The sequence below is a fragment of the Microbacterium maritypicum genome, from assembly GCF_008868125.1.
GTDB classification, from domain to species: Bacteria; Actinomycetota; Actinomycetes; order Actinomycetales; family Microbacteriaceae; genus Microbacterium; species Microbacterium maritypicum.
The window spans coordinates 328,336-352,638 of the sequence record NZ_WAAQ01000002.1 but is presented as its reverse complement, the minus strand read 5'-3'; the positions used below and the strand labels follow the sequence as shown (position 1 = coordinate 352,638).

The window sequence follows — 24,303 nt, the reverse complement described above, 5'->3', positions numbered from 1 at the left end:
CCGCAGTTTAAACCCCGGCAGCAAAGAGCGAGTCCCCCTCGCAACTCATGAAGAATACCCGGCTACCCGGGCAAAGACAAACGGACACAGCGTCTCACCGATATGCTGCGCTGCTGCGTCTTCCGCGCCTGGCCCGACGACGCCTCAGTCGCTGTAGTACTCGCTGCGATGCCGATCCGGGCGGGCGCGGTTGAGCACCGTACCGAGGATGCGCGCGCCACCCGACTCGAGCGACTTGATGCTCTTCGCGAGCGCGGCACGGCGAGTCTTCGTCGCGTCGACGACGAGGATCACGCCGTCTGTCTGGGTTGCGAAGAGGTTCGCATCGGCCACGCTGAGGATCGGAGGAGAGTCGATCACCACATAGTCGTACTCCGCCGCGGCGAAGTCGAGCAGCTGCGCCATGCGCGCCGAAGTGAGCAGCTCTGCGGGGTTCGGAGGCACGGTGCCCGCGGGCAGGATGTCGAGCGTGCTGTCGGCCACGCTGTGCTTGGCGACCTCGAACTCGACCTCGTCGAGCAGCACGCTCGTCAGCCCGATCGAGCCGTCGATGCCGGCGTGCTCGTGAGCCCGCGGCCGCCGCATATCGGCGTCGATCAGCAGCACGGAGTTGCGCAGCCCGGCGAGGGTCATGGCCAGATTCACCGAGACCGTCGACTTACCCTCGGAGGGCATGCCCGACGTCACCAGCAGCACCTTCACCCGCGAGGAGACGTTCGCGTAGGCGAGCGCCGAGCGGATGCGACGGAACTCCTCCGAGGTGTGGCCCAGCGGCTCCTGGGCGACGGCGATGCCTCGCATGGCCAGCAGCGGAGACTTCGAGACGACGCCCAGCACAGGATCGCCGCCCGCCTCGGTCAGCGTCTCCTCGGTGCGCATGCGGGTGTCGAGAACACCGATCAACGCCGCGATGGCGAGCCCGAGGACGGCACCGAGGAAGCCTCCGAGAAGGGCATCCCGAGGCTTGCTCGGCGTGAACTGGAACTCGGGCACGACGGCGTCATCGATCACCTGCGCGGTGATGGTGGACTCGCCCTGCGGGTCTTTGGGCGCCACATCCTTGACCACGATGATGAGCTGTTCAGCCACGGCGTCAGCCAGCTCGGCGGCCGCCTTCGCGTCATCGGTGATCCCCGTGATGCGCAGTGTCACGGTGCTCTGCGGGATCGTGACTTCGATGTCACGCGCGAGAGCACGCGGCGTCGTGTCGAGACCGAGCTCCTCGATGACGGGATCGAGCACCCGCGAACTCGTCGCGAGCTGCGCGAAGGAGAGCATCTGGCTCTGCGTGTACACCGAGCCCTGATTGAGGTCGGATGCGCTGGTGCCCTGGTTGAGAGCGAAGTACAGCGAGGTCGTCGCCTGGAAGAGCGGAGTCTGCAGAGAGGCGTAACCGTAGGAACCTGCGGCTCCGACGACCCCGAAGAGCACGACCATCCACCAGAACTTGCGCAACGAGCTGGCGATGACGCGCAGACTCACCCGGCTCTCGCCCATGACTCCCCATTCCCCCCTGAGACTTCGATTCTAGAGGAGTGTTCTCTTCGACGACTTCATGATTGTCCAGGCGCTGCTCTGCGCCCTGCTGCAGGCGCGAACGGATCGGCTGATCCCTGCCGCAACTCGGACGGCACCTCACGCGCTCCGCGCAGCATGTCGGCGTCACGGGCCCACGTGATCGCGAGCCCCACGCAGAACCAGAGGAACATGCTGTACTGCGTGATGAGCGCGACGACCACCAGGCTCGGCAGCTGGCCGACGACGGCGATCGACGCCGGACTCCGGGTGGAGCGCCGCACGGTCATGATCGCCGCGCAGACGAGGGCCGCCATGATCAGAAGGGTCGGCACATAGCCGTACCGGAGCAGGGTGAGGACGAGCGCGTTGTCGACGGAACGTGCGAAGTAGCCGAGGTAGTAGTCGCCCGACACGAGCGAGTGCCAGTCGCCCGGGTTGCCGAACAGCTGCACCTGCTGGAGGAGGACGAGCAGATCGGTGCGATAGTCCGCGCTGCCACCGGCTTCCTCCCCCGCCGCCCCGAAGACCGAGTCGATGATCGGGATCGCGATGGCGGTGCCGATGACACCGGCGACGACGACGGAGATCCGGAACTTCCTGGACACCCCGACGATCAGGAAGGTGGAGAGCACGAGCGTCAGCACGAGGGTGAGTTGACCGGCACGACTGAACGTCAGCACGGTCGCCACCGCGAGGATCACCACCCCGCCGATCTTCGGGATCAGCCGCCACTTGGTCGCCACGACGAACGCCGACGACATCGCCAGTGCGGCGCCGAGGGCGATCGAGTGCCCGAAGGCTCCCTCGACCCTCAGCACGCCGCCCCGCTCTTGGAGCGGGCTCCACGTGTCGTAGACGACGCCTGATCCGGGGATCAGGACGAACGGGTTGAACGAGGTGAAGAACTCGACGATGCCGAGGACCGCCGCGACGATCGCGACCACGGCGATCGTCGACGTGACCCACTCCGCACCGATCCGTGCGAGCACGACGCGACCCCAGAGGTACGGGATCACCCATTCGAGCAGTGCGGCGACGAGCGATGCGAGGTCGACCGTGCCGAAGCCGTACAGCCCCACGATGACGATGACGAACGCCACGACCCAGGCATCCGCAGCACGCAGCGGTACCACCGACCAGTTGACGATGATCATCAGAGCCGTGAGCAGAGTGATCGCCGCCCAGTAGAAGCCCACGTTCACACCGACCCAGAGCGGCACGAAGAAGAGCACGCAGGCCCACACCACGAAAGCGGTGCGCGGCAGCAGCCGGAGCACGAAAACGACGATGGCCACTGCTGCGATTCCTCCGACGGCGAGGAGCGCGATCGGAACAGCAGTGGCCATGCGTCAGGATCTTACTGGGGCGCGGTGACGCGGAACGAATCGAACGAGACGTTCAGCGGCGCCGTCGAGCTGCCCGACCGGTTGCCGCTGAGACCGACGGAACCTGCCGCCAGCCCCGTCGCGTCCGTGGCGTTGAGCTGCCAGTTCGCCGGCTCCGTGGTGCCGGTCGCCCAGATCTTCGCCGAGATGGCGGTCGATGCGGATCCGGTGACGGACACCTTCAGGCTGTACGACGTGTTCGCCGCCCAGACGAGTCCGGGTACGGCCTGCGTCAGCAGCACCGTCCCTTCACGGTGGACCACGAGCCACACGGTGCCGTCAGGACGCAGCCACGCACGGGCGAAGTACTTCCCGGCAGCAGTCTGTCGCGCGATGACACCGATGTAGGCGCCACCGGCGGCAGGAGCCTGGTCGACGCGGAACTGCGTCTCGAGGATCGCATCGCCGATCGAGGTCGTGTTGAGCGTCGCGTGGCGGGTGTCTCCGGCGATCAGGCTCAGCTTGCCCTGGCCGTCGGCGACGGTCGCCGCCGCCTGCGAGCCCCCGGCGATGCTCCAGGCGCCGCCCGTGACCGCCGAGCCCCATCCGGGACCAGCCGTACGGTCGAACTCATCGCTCACCAGCGCGGCCGGGTTGGGTTCAGGCTGCGGGTCGACCGGCGGTGCCGTGACCGTGACCTGCTGGGTGGCGGTGTTGGTCGCACCCTTGTCGTCCGTCACCGTGAGGGTCACCGTGTAGGTGCCCGCCGCAGCGTAGGCGCGGGAGCTCGTTGCTCCGGTGCCCGTCGATCCATCGCCGAAGTTCCAGGCGTAGGAAGCGATGGTGCCGTCGGAATCCGTCGATGCTCCACCATTGACGTTGACCGTCAGGCCCGTGGCCGTCGCCGTGAACGCGGCCGTCGGGGCGACGTTCGTGGGCTGGGGTTCGGGCTCCGGCTCCGGCTCCGGCTCCGGTGCCACCACGCCGAGGTTCTTCAGCGTGTAGTCGTCGAAGCTTGCGAGGTTGGTACCGGTCGCACTGCCCGCACGGTAGGAGAAGACGGTCGGCGCTCCGGCGGTCTGCAGTGCCGGCGTCGCGTCTGTCGTGGAGAGCTGCCAGTTGGCAGGCTCCGCGGCTCCGGCAGCCCACACCTTCGCGCGGATCGTCGTGGTTCCGGAACCGGACGTCTCCATGGCGAGGTTGAACGTGCTTCCTGCGGTCCAGGTGAGACCGGCGACAGCGGTGCTGGCGATGGCCGTACCGTTGCGGTGGATCACGAGCCACGTGCTCCCGTCCGCTCGGTGCCACGCGAGCGCCCGGTAACCGTTCGAACCCGAGCGGCGTGCACCGAGACCTTCGTAGGCGACACCCGTCGACGGACCGGAGGCCAGCGTGTAGGTGATCCGTGCCGAGGTGTCGAGGAGCGACGTGCCCTGCAGCAGCATCTCGCGGGTCTCACCCGGCGAGAGGTTCACCTTGCCGACTCCGTCTGCAACGGAGGTGACGGCGGCCGAACCGCTCATGGGCGCCCAGGTGCCGCCGACATCAGCCGCACCCCAACCGCTCGAGACCACACGACCGAACGAGTCGGACGCGGCGAACACCTGCTCCTGGACCGTCACGGAGTTCGTGACGCTCGCCGATCCGCCGAGGCTGTCGGTCACCGTCAGGGTGATGTCATGCGCGCCCGGCTGGGCGTAGGTGTGACCGGCGGTCGCGCCGGTGCCCGCCGCGCTGCCATCGCCCCAGTTCCAGGAGTAGGAGAGCGTCGCGCCGTCGGAGGCACTAGACCCTGCGGCAGAGACGTCGACGTTCATCCCCGACGCGGTCGAGGTGAAGGTCGCGACCGGGTTCGCGTGGGTCGTGACGGCCTCTCGCGTGGTCGTGGCCGTGCCACCGCGGTTGTCGGTGACCGTCAGAGTGACCGTGCGCGTGCCCGCCGAGGCGTACACGTGGCTGGCGACCTGGCCGGTCGAGGTCGAACCGTCTCCCCAGTTCCAGTCGTACGAAGCGATCGTGCCGTCGGAGTCGACCGAGGCGGAGGCGTCCGCCGAGACCGAGAGCCCGGCGCCCGTCACCTCGAAGGAGGCGGTGGGCAGCACGTTCGCTGCCTCGACCACGACGGGATTCTCGGTCGTGGTGGCCAGGCCGTTGCTGTCCGTGACCGTGAGCTTGACGGTGTAGGTGCCGGCAGCCGCGTAGGTGTGCGAGGCCGTCGCACCCGAGGCCGTCGCCGAGTCGTCGCCGAAGTTCCAGCTGTAGCCGGTGATCGTGGCCGAGCCGGTCGGCGCGGACGCGCTGGCGTCGAACGCCACAGCGAGATCGGTCGGTGTCCCCGTGAAGGCGGCCGTCGGCGGCTGGAAGCCCTTGCCGATGCCGTAGTGCGTCTGCACCTGTGCTGCGGTCAGCGCGTAGGGGTATACGGCCACCTCGTCGAGGGCTCCCTTGAAGTACTTGGAGCTCGGCGCGGAGGGCCAGCTGGTGATGTTGTCACCACCGATGCGCCAGTACCCCAGGGTGTTCTCTGCGCTGGTCGCACCGGGCGCGGACGCGACGAGCGCGCCGTCGACATACAGCTTCATGCCGTCTGCGCTCTGAGTCGCCACCGCATGGTGCCACGCGTTGTTGTTCAGTGCTGTGGAGTTCTGGATCGTCTGCGTGCTGCCCTGGTAGGTGCCGAAGATCAGCCGACCGTTGTTGGTCATGTAGAGATGACGGTCGTAGCTGGTGGAGTCACCAGAGGCCGCGTTCCCGTAGCCGATCAGCTTGCCACCGGTCGTGGTGTTGGTCTTGAACCACAGCTCCGTCGAGAACTCCGCGGGCGGGGCGACCTTGTCGGTCGTCGAGACGCGGCCCGTGGAGGTACCGGTGAAGGTCGACGCTCCTGTTGCGGTGTTCTCCACACCGGACGACGAGGAGCTCACACCCGAGCCGAACACCGGAGTGTTCGATCCGGCCCAGTCCTGCGGTGCGGTGCCCAGCGGGTAGTAGAGCTGAGGGTTGTCGGCGGTCACCGCGTTGGTGTAGCTCGAGACCGCTCCCGACGCGACGGTCACCGACATGGCCTGGCTGCTCACCGTGTTGCCGCTGGCGTCCTTCGCGACGACGGTGTACTCCTGCTGCGAGCCCGGTGTGGCGGTCTTGTCTTCGAGAGTGACGGCCGGTCGCTTCCACCAGGTTCCGTCGGCCGTGGTCGTGGCGATCGGAGTGGCCGTTCCCGTGCGACGAAGCTCGTAGGTGAGCGTCAGGTCATCGCGGTCCCAGTTGGCCGGGATCGACACCCGGACTCTTCCAGGGATGAAGGACTGCGCCGTGCCGGTCCAGTTGGCCGCCGAGAGACGAGGGCCGTCCTTGGCTCCGCCAGGAGGGTTCGTCGAGAAGCGCACGAGACCCTCGAAGCGACCGTTGTTCACGGAACGGAACTCTCCGCCGATCGAGATCATGTTGCCGGTACCGGTGATGGAGAGTCCGGCCTGTCCCATGCCCGTCGTCACACCGACGGCCCAGTCGGGCGTCCAGGCGTAGGGCGACGGACCGGGGGTTCCCGCCCAGTTCTTGTAGGTGCCACCCGCTGCCGGCTGGTTACCGAGCGTTCCGCGAGCATCAGCCGTGTACGCCTCCGAGTAGCGGTGCGTGCGCGGGCTCTGCTCGGGGTGCAGGCTCATCGTGCCGCAGGCGTGGGTGTGGCTCGTCGTGTAGACGACCTTGCCCGTCGAGTAGACACCGTAGTGGTCGCCGAGGCAGTCGGCGATCCAGCGGACCTGTCCGGTGCCGGCTTCCGCCGCGAAGGTTCCCTCGAGGTTTCCGGTGGCGGCGTCGGCGTAGACCCATCCGGTGCCGTAGACGGCCGTCGAGTCGGCGGCGAGGCCGAAGATACCGGCCTTGCCCGAGTTGCTGCCCGTGTTCGAGCCGTTCTTCACGGTCTGCGGCAGCGCCCACGACGAGTCCACGGCACCGGTCGTCTTGTCCAGCGCGACCGTGCCGCGCATGGTCAGGTCGCCGTTCACCTGCGAGAAGCGACCGGCGGCGATGACGTTCTGACCCGCGGGGTCCATGACCATCGCATCGACCTGGAGGTCGGTCTGCGGAGCCCAGTTCAGCAGGGCGCCGTTGGTGGCGCTGAAGGCGGCGAGGTTCTTGCGGGCGGTGCCGTTGCCCTGGGTGAACAGACCGCCCACGTAGACACTCGATCCGGAGGCCGCGAGGGCGTAGACGCCACTGCCGCCGATCGACGGCGAGAAGCCGGGGACGAGCTGGCCGGTCGTGGCGTCGAGGGCCGCGAAGTTCCAGCGTGCCTGACCGTTGACCGAGTTGAACGAGCCGCCGATGTAGATGCGGGTGCCGTCGGGCGACGCGGCGACGGCCTTGATCACGCCGTTCACCTGCGGGGCGAACGAGAGCAGCTGACCCGTGTTGATGTCATAGGCGAGAACGTTGGAACGCGCCGTCAGGCTGGTGCCGGGTGCGGCCAGGGGTGCACGGGCGTTGTCGAACTTGCCCACCGCGTACACGGTCGACCCGATCATCGCCTGCGCCCAGACATAGCCGTTGTCGATCTGCACCGTCGGGATCGGGTCCGACGTGACGACGTTGTCGTCGCGCTGCAGCAGGGGCGGTGGCGTCGACGGGACGTCTGCCGACGCCGCCTGCGCACCCAATGTCGTCATGCCTGCGACGAGCAACGCCGCCGTCACGACAGACGCAAGCGCGCTCAGCGCCCGCCTCGTGGTCGATGTGTTCCCCATAGTGACTCCCCAGCCGCCAGTTTTCTTCTTTGAAAGTGAGTTAGTGCAAGAACGAAATACCGAAATGTTGCGATGGTGCGCGTATGCGAGCGTCAGGAAAGCTGGCCGGCGAACGTCGCCACCGGCTCCCCCGCCGCGTAGTTGACGCTGATCTTCACCGAGCGCCCCTGCGTCGGATCGAGCATGAACACATAGGTGCCGGTGGTCTTCGCACCGGCGGCGAGCTCACCCTGCAGGGGCTTGTTCGGGCCTGCCGTGGTGGCGACCCCGATGTCACCGTCGTCTGTGACGAGGCTGACCACCGCGGAGTCGACGCTCTGTGCGCGCTTCGAGTCGTTGGCGACCGACAGTGTGACGACGACCGCAGACCCGGCGTACTCGCCGGGCGTCTTGGGCTCGATCGTGGTGGTCGAGATCTTGTCGATCGTGACGACCACGTCGGTGGAGAGAGTGATCGGGGCGTCGAGCGCCCCGTTCTCCTCCGTGAGAGCCGGGCCCTCGGTGGGGCCCTCGGCCTCCGCGTCGGCGGGCGGCGTCCAGTCGGTGGTGCTGGTGCCCTCAGGCGCCGGCGTCTCCGACGCGTCTGGCGCTGCGGTGCAGCCGGCCGTCACTAGTGCGAGCGCCACCAACGGCGCGACGAGTATCGCGCGTAGCGATCGCGAAGTGCCGTCCCCAGAACGGCATGATGAAACGTTGAACACTGCAGCTCCCCAGAACCCAGATTCCCCATCCCAAAGCCCCCTCGGCTTCGGGTCCCCTTCAACCGCGCAGAACGCGGCATCGGCTAATCGTAGTGCGAGGAGCGGAATATCGCAAGTGTTCACTCAGGACGAATGGCGCCGATGTCCTCCGAGCTGAGCGAGGATGGTCGCGACGGAGGCCTCGACCTCCGCGATCGTCTCCAGGTGTCCGCGGCTTCCGTGGCGATCGGCGATGCTCGTCGGGTCGACGGTCGTGCGGCCTCCGAAGAGCTGCCGCAGGCGGGCGCCGACGCCTCCGGACGGAGTCAACGGAACGGCTCGCGAGCGGGCCCGGTCGAGATGGGCGACATACTCCGCCACCCGATCGGGCGCGGACGACGCGAAGCCCTCGCCGAGGTGGGCGGCTTCCTTGATCGTGAACATCCAGTCACGGGACCGCGGCGCGAGTCGCACCAACTCGCCGCGGATGTCGCGCGATGCCGTGAGCACGATGCTCGCCTGCTCGATCTGCTCGATCGTGACCGGCGTCGCCCGGTGCGCCTGGGCCTGGGCCTGCCACTGCGCGTCATCATGCAGCGACGCCACAGCGGAGCAGATCGGATCGCCCTCGTTGACCCGGACACCGGCGCTGCTCACGGAGAGGGGGGAATCCGCCCCGAGTCCGCGCCGCAGTGCGAGTTCGGCCAACGGCGATCGACAGACGTTGGCGGCGCAGACGACCAGGATCCTCTCGTCGGTCATGCGGACGCACCGAGCCTTCCGATCTCGCGGAACCACTTCACCGCGGCGAGCGCGAGGAACAGGACGGCGGCGACGCAGAGCGCGCCGTAGCCGATCAGGAATGCCGGGGTCCACCCCCACAGGACGAACACGAGGCACACGAGGCCGAAGTCGGTCGGCAGCAGGATGAGGGAACGCATCAGGGTTCCCCCGCCGCGCTCATGAGTCGACGCCACCGCATGCTTGCCCTTGAGCAGGTCGTTGAGGAGCATGCCGGAGAAGGTGGTCGTCGCGACGATGCTGAACACGATGGGGATCAGCAGAAGCAGCGGTGTCTCCGGAACGACACGGTAGAGCCCGATCAGCACGGCCAGATGCAGCGAGGCGATCTTGAGGGTGTCGATGAAGTGGTCGAGCCACTCGCCCTGGGGGCTTCCCCCCCCACGCAGACGTGCGACCTGGCCGTCCGCGGAATCCCAGGCATACCCGAGCACCAGAAGGAGGGCGATCAGGAGGCCCATCGGCACGTTCACAGGCCCGAAAGCGATGAGACCGATCGCGACGAACGAGTGCACCGCGCTGATGATCGACACCTGGTTCGGGGTGAGCCCGATCCGATAGGCGACGGCGGCGAGCACCCTCCCGATGCGGCGGTTGACGTACACCGAATACGCGGGGGCCCCACGGGCATGCCCCTTCTGCGCACGCGCGAGACGATGGTAGGCGTCTACGACCATTTCCTGCCCTTCTGGACCGTTGTGTGCGTCCGTGCGATCCGACGAGCCTCGCGCACACCGCGGAGGTAGGCCCGGATCGGCGCGGCCGACTGGATCAGCTGTCGACGTCCGCCGCGGAGGATGACCTCCCTGGCCGTTCGGCGAATCGAGCGGCGCCAGCGCTGCACGGCCGCGTCATCGAGATGGCGCACGGCGTACAGCATCCGGTTGCGGATGTTGTAGTAGTAATAGCCCTCGGATTTCGCCCGTGAGGTCTCGGGCTCCGCGCGCTGCGTCCCTCCCTCGTCGTGCACCGCCCTGGCGTCTTCGACGAGCATGAGGGAACCGCCGGCTGAGACCACCCGACGCGAGAAGTCGACGTCTTCCCAATACAGGAAGTAGTCGTCATCGAAGCCGCCGGAGAGTTCCCACACCTCGCGCGTGATCCACAGGCAGGCCCCGCTCAGCCAGGGCTCGAACGGCTGGGTGTCGCCCTCGACGCGCTTGCGACGAGCGCGCATGGTGCCGTCGTGGAGCAGAAGGTCGATCCCGGCGAACCACGTTCTTCCCTCCGAGTCCGTGATCATCGGCGACGCGAGCGTCGTGCGCGAGGCTGCGGTGGCGGAGGCGAGTCGATGCAGCGAGTCGCGGTCGATGTGCGCATCCGGGTTGATCACGAGCACATCGGTCGCCCCTTCGGCGAGCGCACGCGTCACTCCGAGGTTGACGCCGCCACCGAAGCCACAGTTCGCATCCGGCTCCATCAGCATCCAGTCGTGCTCGCGCGCGATGTCCTTCGCGGCGCGACGCTCGTCCGCGTTCGACCAGTTGTCGACGACGATGACGAAAGCGTCCTGCGCGATCGCTCGTGCTTCCCGCTCGACCGTCACCAGGTTGCGCTGCAGAAGCGCGGCCGAGGCGTAGTTGACCACGACCACGGCAAGCCGTCCGTGCACGATTGACACGCGATCCTCCCCCCGGATCCGGCTCGCGGATCGCCTCGGGCGCCGGTCGAATTCCCCAGAGTCGCGACCGACGTCGACTCCCAGGACAAAGACTATACGCGAGCCCGCTCCGCAGACCGGTCTCAGGGGTTCACGATACGATGAGCCGGCGTCGGAGTCGAGGCGCGCTACTGCCATGGGGATGGGGCGGATGACCAGGGGACCGGAATCGAACGACATGATCGCGGTGACGATCGGCGTACCTACGTATCGGAGGCCGGAGCTTCTGGAGGCACTGCTGCGCACGCTGCCGTCGCGCATCGCGGAGTGCGACGACCTCGGCATCGCGGTGGACGTGCTGGTCGTCGACAACGACCCTGCAGGCTCTGCCCGCGACGTGGCCGCAGGCGCGGACCTTCCGGTGCGCTACGTCGTCGAGCCCGCACCGGGCATCGCCGCCGCCCGCAACCGGATCCTGGATGAGTGCGTGGATCGCGATCTGGTCGCCTTCATCGACGACGACGAGATCCCCCGGGAGGGATGGCTCTCCTCGCTCATCGAGGTCTGGCGCGAGCACGGGGCCGACGCGGTGATGGGTCGCGTGATCTCGGTCTTCGACGAGGACGTCGATCCGTGGCTGCTCGCATCGGGAACGTTCCGACGACCGCCCAGGCAGACGGGCACCGTGCTGCAGGTGGCCGCCGCCGGCAACCTGCTCCTCGACCTGCGGTCCATCCGCCGGCTCGGGCTGCGCTTCGACACGTCCCTCGGCCTGGGCGGTGGCGAGGACACTCTCTTCTCCCGCCAGCTCGCCCAGCGCGGTGGGCTGATCGTGTGGTGCAACGAGTCCGAGACCGAAGACCTCGTCGTCGCCTCGCGGCTGAGCCGATCCTGGGCAGCGCAGCGCGCGTTCAGCTCGGCGAACGCCGGCACTCGCATCCAGCTGCAGTTGACCGAGGGGAAGGCCCGGCGCGGCGTCCTGCGACTGCGGGCTCTGATCGGCGGTGTCGCGCGGATCGTGGTCGGCGGTCTGCGGAGGACCTTCGGAGCACTCACCTCGAACATCACCCACCACGCCAGGGGGACCCGCCTGGTGCACCGCGGCCGGGGTACGATCGCCGCCGCCCTCGGCCGTCGCTACGACGAGTACCGTCGCCCATCGGAGGATGACACGACCATGACCGATACCGGATCGACCATCCGCGTGATGCAGTCGCTGGGCGCTCCGCGTCCGACGACGAACCCGTACAACAAGATGCTCGATGAGGCACTCGGCTCCACAGAGGGCCTCACCCGTCTGCGCTTCTCCTGGGGCACGGCCCTCTTCGGGCGCTACGACGCCTTCCACTGGCATTGGCCGGAGGCGAAGCTGCACGGGTCCACCTGGTGGAAGTCCACGGGCAAGTTCCTGCTCACCGCAGCACTCGTGTTCCGCCACCGCCTCTCGCGCCGCATCGCTGTGGTGCGCACGGTTCACAACATCGAGCTTCCAGACGACAATGCGCCGCGGCTGTGGCTGCTGCGCTTCATCGATCGCCACACCGACTACCGGATCGTCATCAACGAGACGACTCCGCTCGCGCCCGGCACCCCCCACAGCCTGATCCTGCACGGCGACTACCGCGGCTGGTACACGAAGTTCCCCGCGGCGGAGCGGGTGCCGGGGCAGCTCGGGTCGTTCGGTGGAATCCGCCGCTACAAGGGGCTGGAGGGCTTCATCGACGCGTACGGCGAGGCGGTCGCCGTCGAACCGGCGCTGAGCCTGCGCATCGGCGGGCGTCCGTCCACCCCTGAGCTCGGAGACGACCTCCGCGCACGCACCGCAGACCTGCCCGGAGTGTCGCTGCACCTCGACTTCCTCAGCGACGCCGAACTCGTCCAGCTCGCCACGTCATCCGACCTCATCGTGCTGGCCTACCGCTTCATGCACAATTCCGGCAGCGTCCTCGCCGCCCTGTCGATGGACCGCCCGGTGCTCGTCCCCCGCAACGAGGCGAACGAGGCTCTCGGACGTGAGGTCGGCCAGGAGTGGGTTCTGATGTACGACGGCGACCTCGACGCTCCTACGGTCGTCGAGGCCTGGCGTGCCGCGACGACGCTCACGGGCTCACCCGATCTCTCCCGGCGCGACTGGGCCGACGCCGGTCGAGCGCACGCCGATGCGTTCCGCGCGGCTGTGCGGGTGAAACGACGCGGCGCGAAGCACTAGAGCGCCCAGACCGTCGTCGGCTCGAGGTCAGATCGCGGGCAGCAGCCCTCGCGCCAGGGATGCGACCATGATCTGCGTCGTGAAGTGCTGTTCCACCTCGATGCGGCCGTTTTTCCCGAGCTCTGCGGCGTGCGCCGGATCATCGAGCAGGCGGAGCACGGCGAGGGCGAGCTCCGCCGGATCCTCCGGGGGGACGAGGTGTCCGGTGCGGCCCTCGCTCACGTACTGGCGCATCCCCGGTGTGTCGGTGACGACGACAGGACGGGCCGTCGCGAGTGCTTCGAGCGCCACGGTCATCCCGGAGGCGTGCAGGTTCGGCCTGGTCGGTATGACGACGACGCTCGCGGTCGCGTAGAGGTCTCGGAGTTCCGCGTGCGGCAGGTGCCGGACGACCCGCACCCCCTCAGGCGGGGCGAGGTCCGACCGCGTCTGCACCACCGCTTCGGTCTCGGGACGGATCGCGAGGATGCGAGTGAGCGCCGCGAACAGGGTGGCGGGATCGCGATCCCTGTCGTTGCCCACGCTCACGATGCGCGGACGGGTCGGATACGGCCTCGGAACGAAGAACGCGCTGTCGATTCCGAAGGGCACGGCGAACACCCGAGTCGCGCCAGGCCCCAGCATCCTCCGCACGGGCTCGACCTGCGCTTCGCTGAGCACCCACGCAGCCTCGGCCCTCCCGAGCATCGAGACCATCCGCGTCGGCGCGTCGCCGGTCTCTGCCATGTCCGTGAGCCAGATCACGCCGGTGGCGAATCGGGTGCGCGGATGGGTCGTCTGCATCCGATAGGCCGTGTTCTCGTCCCAGGTGAGCGCGAGCCCGTCGACGGGCCTCGGTCCGACCGCTAATCGAGCACGGGCTCGAGCGACACGGCCGGGTGGGGCGAGATCGATCAGCTCGACATCGGCATGGTCGCGCAGCGCGTCGAGGCCGTACGGCCAGACGCTGGGCACCTCTCCCCTGGCGTGGCTCTGCTCCCAGGTGCGCACCGACTGTTCGGCACGATGCACCCAGGTGAGAGACAGCGAGGGACCGCCCTCGGATTCCACGAGCCAACTATGGACCTCCCCAGGCGTCCTGGCAAGAGGCGGTCGGCCCATGTGGAGTGGGGGGAGGCCTGTCCCAGCTTCCATTCACCAAGCCGCGATACGGACCCGGTAGAGTCGGGGTACGACTGTGGGGGTCGCCGGACGGCAGGGGATGGCCGTCCTTTCTGTCACGCCACCACGGACATCGACGTTTCACGAGGGGGATCATGAAAGGCATCATTCTGGCTGGTGGATCAGGCACTCGCCTGCATCCGATCACACTGGGGGTCTCGAAGCAACTGATCCCGGTGTACGACAAGCCGATGGTCTACTACCCGTTGTCCACACTGATGCTTGCGGGCATCAGCGAGATCCTGGTCATCACCACTCCTCACGACGCCTCCCACTTCGAGCGGCTGCTCGGAGACGGTTCGCAGTTCGGGATCTCCCTGACCTTCGCCCAGCAGGAGAAGCCCGATGGCCTCGCTCAGGCCTTCACCATCGGCGCGGACTTCATCGGCGACGACAGCGTCGCTCTGGTGCTCGGTGACAACCTTCTCTACGGACCTGGGCTCGGCACACAGCTCAAGCGCTTCGCCGACGTCGACGGGGGGGCGGTCTTCGCGTATTGGGTCGCTGACCCCGAGGCATACGGTGTCGTGGCATTCGACGGCGACGGCCACGCGATATCACTCGAGGAGAAGCCGAAGACCCCCCGCAGCAACTACGCGGTGCCCGGTCTGTACTTCTACGACAACGACGTGATCGACATCGCTCGCAACCTCGCGCCGAGTGCGCGCGGAGAGTACGAGATCACGGACGTGAACCGGGAGTACCTCGAGCGCGGCAAGCTTCAGGTCGAGGTCCTTCCGCGGGGCACCGCTTGGCTCGACACGGGGACATTCGATCAGATGACGGACGCCGCTGACTACGTCCGCACGATGGAACGACGGACCGGCATGAAGATCGGAGTCCCCGAGGAAGTCGCCTGGCGTCAAGGCTTCCTCGACGACGATGCACTCCGGGTACGGGCGGAGGCGCTCGTGAAATCGGGCTACGGCTCTTATCTGCTGGAACTGTTGGAACGAGGAAATTCATGACCCGCCTGCTCGTGACCGGCGGAGCCGGCTTCATCGGATCGAACTTCGTCCACCACGTCGTCACCCACACCGATGCGCACGTGAGCGTGCTCGATAAACTGACGTATGCAGGCAACCGAGCCTCGCTCGCCGGCCTCCCCGCGAACCGGGTCGAGCTGATCGAGGGCGACATCGCCGATGCCGAGCTCGTCGACGCGCTGTTCGCCAAGACCGACGCGGTTGTGCACTACGCCGCGGAGTCGCACAACGACAATTCGCTGCACGATCCTCGCCCTTTTCTCGACACCAACATCATCGGCACCTACACGCTGCTCGAGGCCGCCCGCCGACACGGGCGCCGCTTCCACCACATCTCGACCGACGAGGTCTACGGCGACCTGGAGCTCGACGATCCTCAGAGGTTCACCGAGCAGACCCCGTACAACCCTTCGTCGCCGTATTCGTCGACGAAGGCAGGCAGCGATCTGCTGGTGCGTGCCTGGGTGCGCTCGTTCGGCGTGCAGGCGACCATCTCGAACTGTTCGAACAACTACGGGCCCTACCAGCACGTCGAGAAGTTCATTCCTCGCCAGATCACGAACGTGCTTCGCGGCACCCGTCCGAAGCTCTACGGCGCCGGGCAGAACGTCCGCGACTGGATCCATGCGGACGACCACTCCTCGGCCGTGCTCACCATCCTTGAGAAGGGCGAGATCGGCGAGACTTACCTGATCGGCGCAGACGGCGAGAAGGACAACCGGTCGGTAGTCGAATTGATCCTCACGCAGATGGGCCTCCCGGCAGACGCCTATGACCATGTGACGGACAGGGCGGGCCACGACCTGCGCTACGCGATCGACTCCACGAAGCTCCGCACGGAGCTGGGCTGGGCGCCGCAGTTCTCGGACTTCGAGTCCGGTCTCGCGTCGACGATCGACTGGTACCGCGAGAACGAAGACTGGTGGGCGCCCGCCAAAGACGCGACCGAGTCGTTCTATGCGTCCAAAGGGCAGTGATGACGGAGTTCGGTAAGACGCTCACAGTCACTGAGACGCCGATTCCGGGGCTTCTCGTCGTCGACCTGCCCGTTCATGGGGACTCGCGGGGCTGGTTCAAAGAGAACTGGCAGCGCGAGAAGATGCTCGCCGCCGGGCTGCCGGACTTCGGGCCCGTGCAGAACAACATCTCGTTCAATGACGCCGTGGGTACCACTCGCGGCATCCATGCCGAGCCCTGGGACAAGTGGGTCTCAGTCGCCACCGGCCGGATCTTCGGCGCTTGGGTCGATCTGCGGGCTGGCGCAAGCTTCGGCACGGTCTTCACGACAGAGATCGATCCCTCTCGTGCCGTCCTGGTGCCGCGCGGCGTTGGCAACTCCTATCAGACGCTCGATGCGGACACGGCATATACCTACCTCGTCAACGATCACTGGTCCGCCGATGCCGAGTACTCGTTCCTCAATCTCGCCGACGAGACCTCGGCGATCGCCTGGCCGATCCCGCTCTCCGAGGTCGAGGTGTCAGCGAAGGATCTCGGCCACCCTCGCCTCGCTGACGTGACGCCGGTCGGTCCCAAGAAGATCCTGGTCCTCGGCGGAGGGGGGCAGCTGGGACTGGCACTGCGAGATGCGCTCGGCGACGCTGCGCACATCGAGTACGCGACGCGTGACACGCTCGACCTGCGGGAGACCGATCTGTACTCCGCGAGGCGTTGGCGCGACTACAGCACGATCATCAACGCCGCGGCATACACCGCGGTCGACCTCGCCGAGACCGTGGACGGACGCCGGGAGGCGTGGGCCACGAACGTCACGGGGGTGACGGCCCTCGCCCGTATCGCCACTGAGCACGGCATCACGCTGGTACATGTCTCCAGCGACTATGTCTTCGATGGCACCACGGCGGGACCGTACACAGAAACCGACGAGGTTCAACCGCTCGGCGTCTACGGCCAGACGAAGGCCGCGGGCGATGCCGTCGTGGCGACCGTGCCCCGCCACTACATCCTCCGCACTTCCTGGGTGATCGGCGAAGGCCGGAACTTCGTCCGAACCATGGCCTCGCTGGCAGAGCGCGGCATCGCGCCTCGCGTGGTCGGCGACCAAGTCGGGCGCCTCACGTTCACGGATGACCTCGCCTCAGCCATCGTGCACTTGCTCTCGAACACGGCTCCCTACGGCATCTATAACGTGACAAGCGGTGGCGACGCTCGTTCCTGGGCCGACATCGCCCGCGCGGTGTATCGACTGACAGGACACGACCCGGACGCGGTGACAGACGTCACCACGTCGGAGTACTTCGCCGATCAAACAGGTCCGATCGCTCCTCGTCCCCGCAACAGCGTGCTGGACTTGAGCCGCATCCGGGCGACGGGGTGGACTCCGCGAGAAGCGGACGAAGCCCTGGGGGTCTATCTCGCGTCGAATCTCTAGAGCTCGCCCGGCTTCATGACCTCGACGTCGATGGCGCGGATCACGCGCTGAGCCGCGGTATCCGTCGGCGGCTCGGCGCCGACGACCTCCCCCTTGCGCCGCCGTCGAGGCGCGTACACGACGAGGGAGTGGAACAGGAACCGGGCGAAGAAGGCCACGATGAGCGAGAGACCCGTCGCGACGACGCTCGAGATGTGCCACGACTCGACCATCAGCGCCATCACCGGGATCCGCAGCGCGGCCTCGACGTTGTTGAACGCGAAGGAACTGGCGAAGCGGATGCCGAGAGCGCGCGCATCGGTGCGCATGTCGGCGAACACGAAACGCTCCTGCAGCACGAAGTTGCCGATGATCGTGACCTCGGCACCGATGATCGCCGCCCAGATGTACGGCACCCCCGCAGCTGTGAGCGCCCACATGATCCCGAGGTTCGCGGCCGCGCCGATCACGCCGATCAGCGCGAACAGCGACATCTTGCCGAAGCGCAGTCGTGCGAGGTGCTCGAGGAACATCGCGCCCTGGCGAAAGCTCGCCTTCGACGTGCCGTGGCGTCGCTCGGCGAACTCCATCGGCATCTCGGCGATGCGCAGGTCGTTGCGCGCGAGGATCTCGAGGAGGATCTTGAAGCCCCGAGGCTGGAGCGTCGAGACGTCGAGGCGACCGCGGTCGACCAGGAAGAACCCCGTCATCGGGTCGGTGCTGCGAGCGAGGCGAATCGGGAACATCGCCCTGGTCAGCCAGGTCGCGACGCGGGAGACGCCGAAGCGCACCGCCGTGCCGAGACCGCTCGTGTCCCCTCCGCCGACGTAGCGGGAGGCGGCGACGACGTGGGCGTCCCCCTGCGCGAATCGAGCGAGCAGGACGGGAAGGAGCTCGGGCGGATGCTGCAGATCACCGTCCATCACGATGCAGACATCGGAGGCTGCGGCCTCGAGGCCGATGACGACGGCGCCGCCCAGCCCTCCGGTGTTCTCGGAGCGATGGATCACACGCACGGGGATCGGAGCATCGGCCGCGACGCGCTCGACCTCAGCGGCGGTGTCATCGGTGCTGTCGTCGACGAACAGGATCTCGGCGTCCCACCCCTCGAGCGCCACGGCGGTCCGCGCGACGAGCTCGGCGACGTTGTCGCGCTCGTTGAACGTCGGCACGATGATCGTGACCGGTGTCCCCACGTCCGCCCCCTGTTCTCCACGCGCATCGCGTGCGGCCTCCATCGTTCCACGGGATCCTGTGCAGAGAGAAACCCGAACCTGCTAGACTCTCGAACCGCGGCTGTGGGAGTCGCGAAGTGGATGGGGATCCGCTTACTGGGGAATTACTGATCTGGGGAGATCATGGGGACGCGTATCGGCTATGCCGTTGGTGCTTTCGACCTGTTTCACGTCGGGCATCTGAATCTACTTCGTCACGCCAAGCAGCACTGCGACATTCTGATCGCAGGCGTCGTCAGCGACGAGATGCTGCGTCAGGTGAAGGGCATCGAGCCCGTCATCCCGACCGCGGAGCGTGCGGAGATCGTGAAGCACATCTCGTTCGTCGACGACGTCTACGTCGAGACGACGCCGTCGAAGATGGACTCGTGGCGCGACGTGCAGTTCACGCACTTCTTCAAGGGCGACGACTGGCGCGGCACCGACAAGGGCCTGCGCCTGGAGCGCGAGTTCGCCGAGGTCGGGGTCGAGGTCGTGTACTTCCCGTACACGGCGCACACGTCGAGCTCGTCGCTGCGGCGTGCACTCGATGCGATCACCGCGGGTGCCAACGCTCCCGCGGTCGCCGCCTCGCGCTGAGCAGCACGCCGCCCGGCGGTCAGTTCGCGACGCCGAGCAGGCTGCGCGCCATGCGCGCCACGTGCGGAGGTGTGTGCGGTCCGAGCCACACCGTCCACTGCGACGGCGGCTCGCTGCACGCCCACTCGACGCACCACGCGTGCACGGCGTTCGCGAGGCGTTCGCCGCGCGTATGCGCCCTGGTGCCGTCTCCCCGTACCAGCCAGCGCACCGACACCCCGTCCGGGACGTCGATGTGTCGGAACTGGATGCGAGCCGCAGCCTCGAGGATGACGACGCCCTGGGCATCCCACGGCAGCCGCGCAGCGATGCTCGCGATGAATCCGGCGTCAGCCGCATCGCCGGCGATGAGCACGGCACCTTCGATGTCGTCCCAGTCGGGATCCTCCAGGTGCTCGCATGCGCCACTCATGCCCCCAGTGTAAGTAAGGGCACCCTTACTTACAAGAGATGCGCGCGGATCCGCGCCGACGGGGCACCTCTTCACACGCGTCCGACCATGATCCGCTCGACACTCAGCGCCACTTCACCCGAGCGGTCGTAGGCTGGGTGCATGACTTCTCCTGCCTCCGACACCATCACGATGTTCGGCGCCGACTGGTGCCGCGACTGCATCCGCACCAAGAAGCAGCTGGATGCACTCGGGGTCGAGTACACGTACGTCGACCTGGTCGCCGAGCCCGCCGCCGCAGACGTGGCGAAGGAGATCTCGGGTCGCACCAACATCCCCGTCGTCGTGTACCCCGATGCCTCGCATCACGTCGAGCCGTCGAACGCCGATGTCGAGTCGAAGCTGCGCGAGCTCTCGCTGATCTGATCCCGCGGCATCGCGCCACTACACTGGCGCGATGAGCACCGAGGCTCGGTCCGAACGAGCGCCCGTCCGTCTTTCTCCGCGAACGATCGCGCTGTACGCGATCGGCTCGCTCGGGACCGGCGGCTACGCCACACTGCCCGGGCTGGTGCTGACGTACTTCCTCACCGACAATCTCGGCGTCGCCGCACTCGCGGCAGGGCTGATCGTCACGGCGGCGAAGATCTGGGACGTGCTGATCGACCCGCTGATCGGGGCCGCGTCCGATCGCCAGCTCGCGCGCACCGGCTCTCGCCGCGGGTTCATGGTGACCGGCGCGCTCGCACTCCCCCTCTTCTTCGCCCTCACCTTCGCCGTACCGCCCACCTGGGGTCCCGTCGCCGGAGCGATCAGCGTGCTGCTGGCCTTCCTGGCGACCGCGACGGCTTTCAGCCTGTTCCAGGTGCCGTACGTCGCCCTTCCCGCGGAACTGACCGGCAGCTACGACGAGCGCACGCGTCTGCTCGGGTGGCGCGTCGTCGTGCTCACCGCAGCGATCCTGCTGTTCGGCGCCGGCGGCCCCGCGCTGCGCAATGCGGGCGACGACCCGGTCAGGGGATACCTCTTGATGGGCATCGCGTCGGGCGTCGTGATCGGCGTCGGGATGCTCGTGGCCGCTCGAACCGCGGATGATGCCGCCCAGCGGACCGCGGTCTCTCCCGCGACGGCCGTGACCGCCTCGACCTGGCGAGACCAGTACATGTCGGGCTTCCACACCCTCGGTGGCAGTCAGCCCTTCCGCGCGCTGCTGGGCACATTCGTGCTGCAGGCGCTCGCGACGGGAACGATGCTCGCCGGCGCGCAGTACGTCGCGACCTGGGTGCTGCGGTCGGAGGATGCGGTGACCTTCGTCTTCGTCGCACTGGTGGGACCGGCGCTGCTGGCCACCCCTGGGTGGACGGTCATCGCGCGACGGGTCGGCAAGGAGCGGGCCTTCGCGATGGCCAGCCTCCTGTTCACGGCGGCAGCGGCATCCCTCGTCTTCGCGGTGTGGTCGCCAGGTGCGTGGATCTACGCATCCGTCGCCGTGGCCGGCATCGCCTATGCAGGCCTGCAGTCGTTGCCGATGGCGATGCTCCCCGACGTGATCTCCCACGACGAGCGCACGAGCGGGCCCGGCCAGGCCGGCACCTTCACCGGCATCTGGACCGCGGGCGAGACGGTCGGCTTCGCACTCGGAGCGACCGCGGTGTCGCTGACGCTCGCGGCGACCGGGTACATCTCGACCGTCGCCGGCACCACCGTCGAGCAGCCGGAGGCGGCGATCACGGGTATCGTCCTCAGCTTCAGCGTCCTGCCCGCCGTGCTGATGGGCGCCAGCCTGCTGACGCTGCGCCGGTACCGCCTGCGTCGCGCGGACATCGATGCCGTCGCCGATTCCGACGCCTAAGCTGGGATCCCGTCCGAAGGAGACGTCGATGACTTCTGCGAGCACAACCGCCACCTCCGCCACGCCCTCGAAGCGTGCGCCGAAGAGCGGGGCCCCGACGCTGGGCGAAGCCGAACGAGAGCGCCTCGACTCCGCTGTCGACGCCCTCCAGACCGGAGCCCGCACCTGGTCGGCCCTCACGGTCGCCCAGCGGGTCACGCTGCTGCGCGCGGTGCGCACGAGTGTCGCCGCGACCGCGGAAGACTGGGCGACCACGGCCGCGGCCTCGAAGGGCCTCGATGCCCGTCATCCGCTGCGCGGCGAGGAGTGGCTCAGTGGGCCGTACAGCGTGCTGGGTGCGCTCGACGCCTACATCGAGACCCTGTCTCGTCTGGCGAAGGGCGCGAACCCCCTCGACGGGATCACGCTCGATCGCGCCCCGGGAGGGCGCACTCGCGTGCATGCCTTCCCGCTGACCGGAATCGATTCCTTCCTCCTTTCGGGCTTCACGGGCGAGGTCTGGCTGGAACCGGGCGTCACACCGGGCGCCGCTCGTGCGTCGGCCGGTCTCGCGCAGCGCACGCCCACCGAATCGGGCGGCGTCGGCCTGGTGCTCGGCGCGGGCAACGTGACCTCGATCCCGGTGCTGGACGTGCTCTACGAGCTGCTGGCCCACAACCGCACCGCGCTGCTCAAGGTGAATCCTACGCAGGATGCCCTGGTGCCGGTCTACAAGCGCGCGCTCGCACCGCTCATCGAGCCCGGCTTCCTGCGCATCGTCCGCGGCGGCCCCGAAGTCGGCGCCCACCTCACCGCACACCCCGGTCTCGTGCACGTGCACATCACCGGCTCCGCGGCGACGTTCGACACGATCGTGTGGGGCCCGTCGAAGGGCACGGGAGCGGCAGCGACCACGCGTCGTCGGCGCGAGAACCGCCCGCAGCTGAAGAAGCCGATCACCGCAGAGCTCGGCGGCGTCTCACCGATCATCGTCGTTCCCGGCGCATGGACAGACGCCGACCTCACCTACCAGGCCGAGCACATCGCCACCATGCGTCTGCAGAATTGCGGCCACAACTGCATCGCCGGTCAGGTCGTGATCATGTCGTCCGAGTGGGACCAGGCCGACGCCTTCCGCGCTGCCCTCCGACGGGCATACGCCAATGCGCCGGAGCGCCCGATCTGGTACCCGGGGTCCTCGTCGCGGATGGAGCTCGCGACCGACGCCTACCCCGACGCACTCGTGCTGGGTGACCGGCTGCTCGTCGAGATCGACGCGGACGACGACCCGAAGGCTCTGGAGACCACCGAGTACTTCGCGCCGGTGCTGGGTGTCGTGACGCTGCCTGGCACGGGCCAGCAGTTCCTGGACGCCGCCGTGACTCACGCCAACGACAAGCTCCAGGGCACCCTCGGCGCGAACCTGCTGATCGACCCCGCGACCGAGAAGTCGCTCGGGGCCGGCTTCGAGAGGGCGATCGCGGCACTCCGCTACGGCTCGATCGCGATCAACAGCTGGACGGCGTTCGCATTCATCACCCCCACTCTCACGTGGGGCGCGTTCCCGGGCGGGACGATCGGCGACGTGGGCAGCGGCATCGGCATCGTGCACAACGCGCTGCTGCTCGACCGGGTCGAACGCTCGGTGCTCCGCGGCCCGTTCCGCCCGTTCCCTCGATCTCTGCCGATCACGAACGGCGGCGGACGATTCACGATCCTGCCGAAGCCGCCGTGGTTCGTCTCCTCCCGCACCGGCGCGACCGTGAGCGAGGGGCTGACCCGCTATCGGGTGGACGGGCGCATCGCGGGTCTCGTCAAGACGCTGACGAAGGCGCTGCGGGCCTGAGGGTCAGCGCGCCGCGCGGGCGAATCTGTCGGTCGCCGCGCGGAGCGCCTTCTTCGTGCCGGGCTCGGTGGCCGCGTGACCGGCATCGTCGACCACGACGAGCTCCGCCTCCGGCCACGCCCGGTGCAGATCCCAGGCCGTCATCATCGGCGTCACGACATCATGCCGCCCCTGCACGATGACGGTCGGGATGTGACGGATGACGTCTACGCCGGCGATCAGCTGTCCCTCTTCCCACCAGCCTCGATGGACGAAGAAGTGGTTCTCCATGCGAGCGAAAGCGGTGGCCTTCACCGGGTCGGACATCGCCTCGATCTGCGAAGCGTTCGGCGTCAGCGTGACGGTCGACGCCTCCCAGGTCGACCAGGCGACCGCCGCCGGCACGTGCACGGCGGGGTCGGGATCGAACAGTCGGCGGTGATACGCCTCGATCATGTGCGACCGCTCCAGCAGCGGGATCGGCGCGATGAAGCTCTCCCAGAGATCAGGGAACAGGGCGGCGGCACCGCCCTCGTAGAACCACTCGAGCTCGACCCTGCGCAGCGTGAAGATCCCCCGGAGCACCAGCTCGGTCACGGCATCCGGGTGCGCCTGTGCGTAGGCGAGGGCCAGGGCGCTGCCCCACGATCCGCCGAACACCTGCCATCTCGCGATGCCGAGATTCTTGCGCAGGAGTTCGATGTCGGCGATCAAATGAGCCGTCGTGATGTGACGGAAGTCGGCATCCGGGGCGCTCGCGTGCGGTGTGCTCTTGCCGCAGCCGCGCTGATCGAGCAGCACGATGCGGTAGCGCTTCGGGTCGAAGAACTGCCGCTGCCACGGCGAGGTTCCGCTCCCCGGACCGCCGTGCAGGAACACCACGGGTTTGCCCTCGGGGTTCCCGCTGACCTCCCAATAGACGCGGTGGCCGTCGCCGACGAGCAGCTCCCCCGTCTCGTACGGTTCGATCGGTGGATACAGTGCATCCGTCTTCTTCATCATCGGCCCCCCAGCCGGTCGTGCTGACTGCTTCGTCAACGGTAGCG

General features: G+C 67.8%; 19 protein-coding genes. 8 read left to right on the top strand and 11 right to left on the bottom strand.

The window, feature by feature from the left end; translation table 11 throughout:
* Positions 1–144: 144 nt before the first annotated feature.
* From F6W70_RS12350 to F6W70_RS12320, 7 genes are all read right to left on the bottom strand, one after another.
* Complete coding sequence (locus tag F6W70_RS12350) at positions 145–1,497, bottom strand: tyrosine-protein kinase domain-containing protein (RefSeq protein ID WP_017831458.1); 1,353 nt, start codon at positions 1,495–1,497, stop codon at positions 145–147.
* A 56-nt stretch (positions 1,498–1,553) separates the two neighbouring features.
* The gene (locus F6W70_RS12345) at positions 1,554–2,864 is read right to left on the bottom strand and encodes a hypothetical protein (RefSeq protein ID WP_151486876.1); all 1,311 of its coding nucleotides are present in this window, start codon (positions 2,862–2,864) and stop codon (positions 1,554–1,556) included.
* An 11-nt stretch (positions 2,865–2,875) separates the two neighbouring features.
* Positions 2,876–7,588 (bottom strand): PKD domain-containing protein, encoded by a 4,713-nt coding sequence (locus F6W70_RS12340; protein WP_318278887.1) that lies wholly within the window; start codon positions 7,586–7,588, stop codon positions 2,876–2,878.
* Positions 7,589–7,680: 92 nt separating this feature from the next.
* Positions 7,681–8,214 carry a DUF4352 domain-containing protein gene (locus tag F6W70_RS12335; protein WP_055876782.1) on the bottom strand — a complete coding sequence of 178 codons (534 nt, stop codon included), beginning with the start codon at positions 8,212–8,214 and terminating at the stop codon, positions 7,681–7,683.
* A 198-nt stretch (positions 8,215–8,412) separates the two neighbouring features.
* The gene (locus F6W70_RS12330; protein ID WP_055876780.1) at positions 8,413–9,030 is read right to left on the bottom strand and encodes an arsenate reductase/protein-tyrosine-phosphatase family protein; all 618 of its coding nucleotides are present in this window, start codon (positions 9,028–9,030) and stop codon (positions 8,413–8,415) included.
* Positions 9,027–9,746, bottom strand: a complete 720-nt coding sequence (locus F6W70_RS12325; protein WP_055869677.1) for a CDP-alcohol phosphatidyltransferase family protein — start codon at positions 9,744–9,746, stop codon at positions 9,027–9,029. The genes F6W70_RS12330 and F6W70_RS12325 overlap by 4 nt, the downstream gene beginning before the upstream one ends.
* Positions 9,737–10,690: a glycosyltransferase family 2 protein gene (locus F6W70_RS12320; protein WP_318278886.1), complete on the bottom strand. Its 954-nt coding sequence runs from the start codon at positions 10,688–10,690 to the stop codon at positions 9,737–9,739. Before F6W70_RS12320 ends, F6W70_RS12325 begins: the two co-directional genes overlap by 10 nt.
* A gap of 190 nt (positions 10,691–10,880) precedes the next feature.
* Here F6W70_RS12320 and F6W70_RS17985 point away from each other — a divergent pair, with 190 nt between their 5' ends.
* Positions 10,881–12,878: a glycosyltransferase gene (locus F6W70_RS17985; RefSeq protein ID WP_318278885.1), complete on the top strand. Its 1,998-nt coding sequence runs from the start codon at positions 10,881–10,883 to the stop codon at positions 12,876–12,878.
* Positions 12,879–12,905: 27 nt separating this feature from the next.
* Here the strand turns inward: F6W70_RS17985 and F6W70_RS12305 are convergent, their stop codons facing one another.
* Positions 12,906–13,928, bottom strand: a complete 1,023-nt coding sequence (locus F6W70_RS12305) for a glycosyltransferase family 4 protein (RefSeq protein ID WP_151486875.1) — start codon at positions 13,926–13,928, stop codon at positions 12,906–12,908.
* Between the two features lie 206 nt (positions 13,929–14,134).
* Between F6W70_RS12305 and rfbA the strand changes: the two genes are divergently transcribed.
* The 3 genes from rfbA to F6W70_RS12290 are packed head-to-tail and all read left to right on the top strand — an operon-like array spanning position 14,135 to position 17,417.
* Positions 14,135–15,007 (top strand): glucose-1-phosphate thymidylyltransferase RfbA, encoded by an 873-nt coding sequence (gene rfbA, locus F6W70_RS12300; RefSeq protein ID WP_151486874.1) that lies wholly within the window; start codon positions 14,135–14,137, stop codon positions 15,005–15,007.
* Positions 15,004–16,002, top strand: coding sequence for a dTDP-glucose 4,6-dehydratase (gene rfbB / locus F6W70_RS12295; RefSeq protein ID WP_151486873.1), 999 nt, complete (start codon positions 15,004–15,006; stop codon positions 16,000–16,002). The genes rfbA and rfbB overlap by 4 nt, the downstream gene beginning before the upstream one ends.
* Positions 16,002–17,417 carry a sugar nucleotide-binding protein gene (locus F6W70_RS12290; protein ID WP_151486872.1) on the top strand — a complete coding sequence of 472 codons (1,416 nt, stop codon included), beginning with the start codon at positions 16,002–16,004 and terminating at the stop codon, positions 17,415–17,417. Before rfbB ends, F6W70_RS12290 begins: the two co-directional genes overlap by 1 nt.
* On the opposite strand, the gene F6W70_RS12285 is transcribed toward F6W70_RS12290, so the two are convergent.
* A complete protein-coding gene (locus tag F6W70_RS12285) occupies positions 17,414–18,634 on the bottom strand; it encodes a glycosyltransferase (protein ID WP_151486871.1) in 1,221 nt (406 codons plus the stop codon). The genes F6W70_RS12290 and F6W70_RS12285 overlap by 4 nt on opposite strands.
* 120 nt (positions 18,635–18,754) lie before the next feature.
* Here F6W70_RS12285 and F6W70_RS12280 point away from each other — a divergent pair, with 120 nt between their 5' ends.
* Complete coding sequence (locus tag F6W70_RS12280; protein WP_017831449.1) at positions 18,755–19,210, top strand: FAD synthase family protein; 456 nt, start codon at positions 18,755–18,757, stop codon at positions 19,208–19,210.
* 19 nt (positions 19,211–19,229) lie between these two features.
* Here F6W70_RS12280 and F6W70_RS12275 read toward each other — a convergent pair whose 3' ends face one another.
* Complete coding sequence (locus F6W70_RS12275) at positions 19,230–19,622, bottom strand: SIP domain-containing protein (RefSeq protein ID WP_017831448.1); 393 nt, start codon at positions 19,620–19,622, stop codon at positions 19,230–19,232.
* Between the two features lie 141 nt (positions 19,623–19,763).
* On the opposite strand from F6W70_RS12275, the gene F6W70_RS12270 reads away from it, so the two are divergent.
* The 3 genes from F6W70_RS12270 to F6W70_RS12260 are packed head-to-tail and all read left to right on the top strand — an operon-like array spanning position 19,764 to position 23,278.
* Entirely contained in the window at positions 19,764–20,027 is a 264-nt protein-coding gene (locus tag F6W70_RS12270) for a glutaredoxin family protein (RefSeq protein ID WP_017831447.1), read from the top strand.
* 31 nt (positions 20,028–20,058) lie between these two features.
* A complete protein-coding gene (locus F6W70_RS12265; protein ID WP_151486870.1) occupies positions 20,059–21,453 on the top strand; it encodes an MFS transporter in 1,395 nt (464 codons plus the stop codon).
* A gap of 28 nt (positions 21,454–21,481) precedes the next feature.
* On the top strand, positions 21,482–23,278 hold the full coding sequence (locus F6W70_RS12260; protein ID WP_151486869.1) for an aldehyde dehydrogenase family protein: 1,797 nt from the start codon (positions 21,482–21,484) through the stop codon (positions 23,276–23,278).
* Positions 23,279–23,281: 3 nt separating this feature from the next.
* Here F6W70_RS12260 and pip read toward each other — a convergent pair whose 3' ends face one another.
* Positions 23,282–24,259, bottom strand: a complete 978-nt coding sequence (pip, locus tag F6W70_RS12255) for a prolyl aminopeptidase (RefSeq protein WP_151486868.1) — start codon at positions 24,257–24,259, stop codon at positions 23,282–23,284.
* Positions 24,260–24,303 lie beyond the last annotated feature (44 nt).

Coding starts and splice junctions, on each gene's coding strand:
- pip (WP_151486868.1), bottom strand. CDS start 24,259: ATGATGAAGAAGACGGATGCACTGTATCCACCGATCGAACCGTACGAG.
- F6W70_RS12330 (WP_055876780.1), bottom strand. CDS start 9,030: ATGACCGACGAGAGGATCCTGGTCGTCTGCGCCGCCAACGTCTGTCGA.
- F6W70_RS17985 (WP_318278885.1), top strand. CDS start 10,881: ATGACCAGGGGACCGGAATCGAACGACATGATCGCGGTGACGATCGGC.
- F6W70_RS12275 (WP_017831448.1), bottom strand. CDS start 19,622: ATGAGTGGCGCATGCGAGCACCTGGAGGATCCCGACTGGGACGACATC.
- rfbA (WP_151486874.1), top strand. CDS start 14,135: ATGAAAGGCATCATTCTGGCTGGTGGATCAGGCACTCGCCTGCATCCG.
- F6W70_RS12265 (WP_151486870.1), top strand. CDS start 20,059: ATGAGCACCGAGGCTCGGTCCGAACGAGCGCCCGTCCGTCTTTCTCCG.
- F6W70_RS12350 (WP_017831458.1), bottom strand. CDS start 1,497: ATGGGCGAGAGCCGGGTGAGTCTGCGCGTCATCGCCAGCTCGTTGCGC.
- F6W70_RS12345 (WP_151486876.1), bottom strand. CDS start 2,864: ATGGCCACTGCTGTTCCGATCGCGCTCCTCGCCGTCGGAGGAATCGCA.
- F6W70_RS12340 (WP_318278887.1), bottom strand. CDS start 7,588: ATGGGGAACACATCGACCACGAGGCGGGCGCTGAGCGCGCTTGCGTCT.
- F6W70_RS12280 (WP_017831449.1), top strand. CDS start 18,755: ATGGGGACGCGTATCGGCTATGCCGTTGGTGCTTTCGACCTGTTTCAC.
- F6W70_RS12270 (WP_017831447.1), top strand. CDS start 19,764: ATGACTTCTCCTGCCTCCGACACCATCACGATGTTCGGCGCCGACTGG.
- F6W70_RS12290 (WP_151486872.1), top strand. CDS start 16,002: ATGACGGAGTTCGGTAAGACGCTCACAGTCACTGAGACGCCGATTCCG.
- F6W70_RS12285 (WP_151486871.1), bottom strand. CDS start 18,634: ATGGAGGCCGCACGCGATGCGCGTGGAGAACAGGGGGCGGACGTGGGG.
- F6W70_RS12325 (WP_055869677.1), bottom strand. CDS start 9,746: ATGGTCGTAGACGCCTACCATCGTCTCGCGCGTGCGCAGAAGGGGCAT.
- rfbB (WP_151486873.1), top strand. CDS start 15,004: ATGACCCGCCTGCTCGTGACCGGCGGAGCCGGCTTCATCGGATCGAAC.
- F6W70_RS12260 (WP_151486869.1), top strand. CDS start 21,482: ATGACTTCTGCGAGCACAACCGCCACCTCCGCCACGCCCTCGAAGCGT.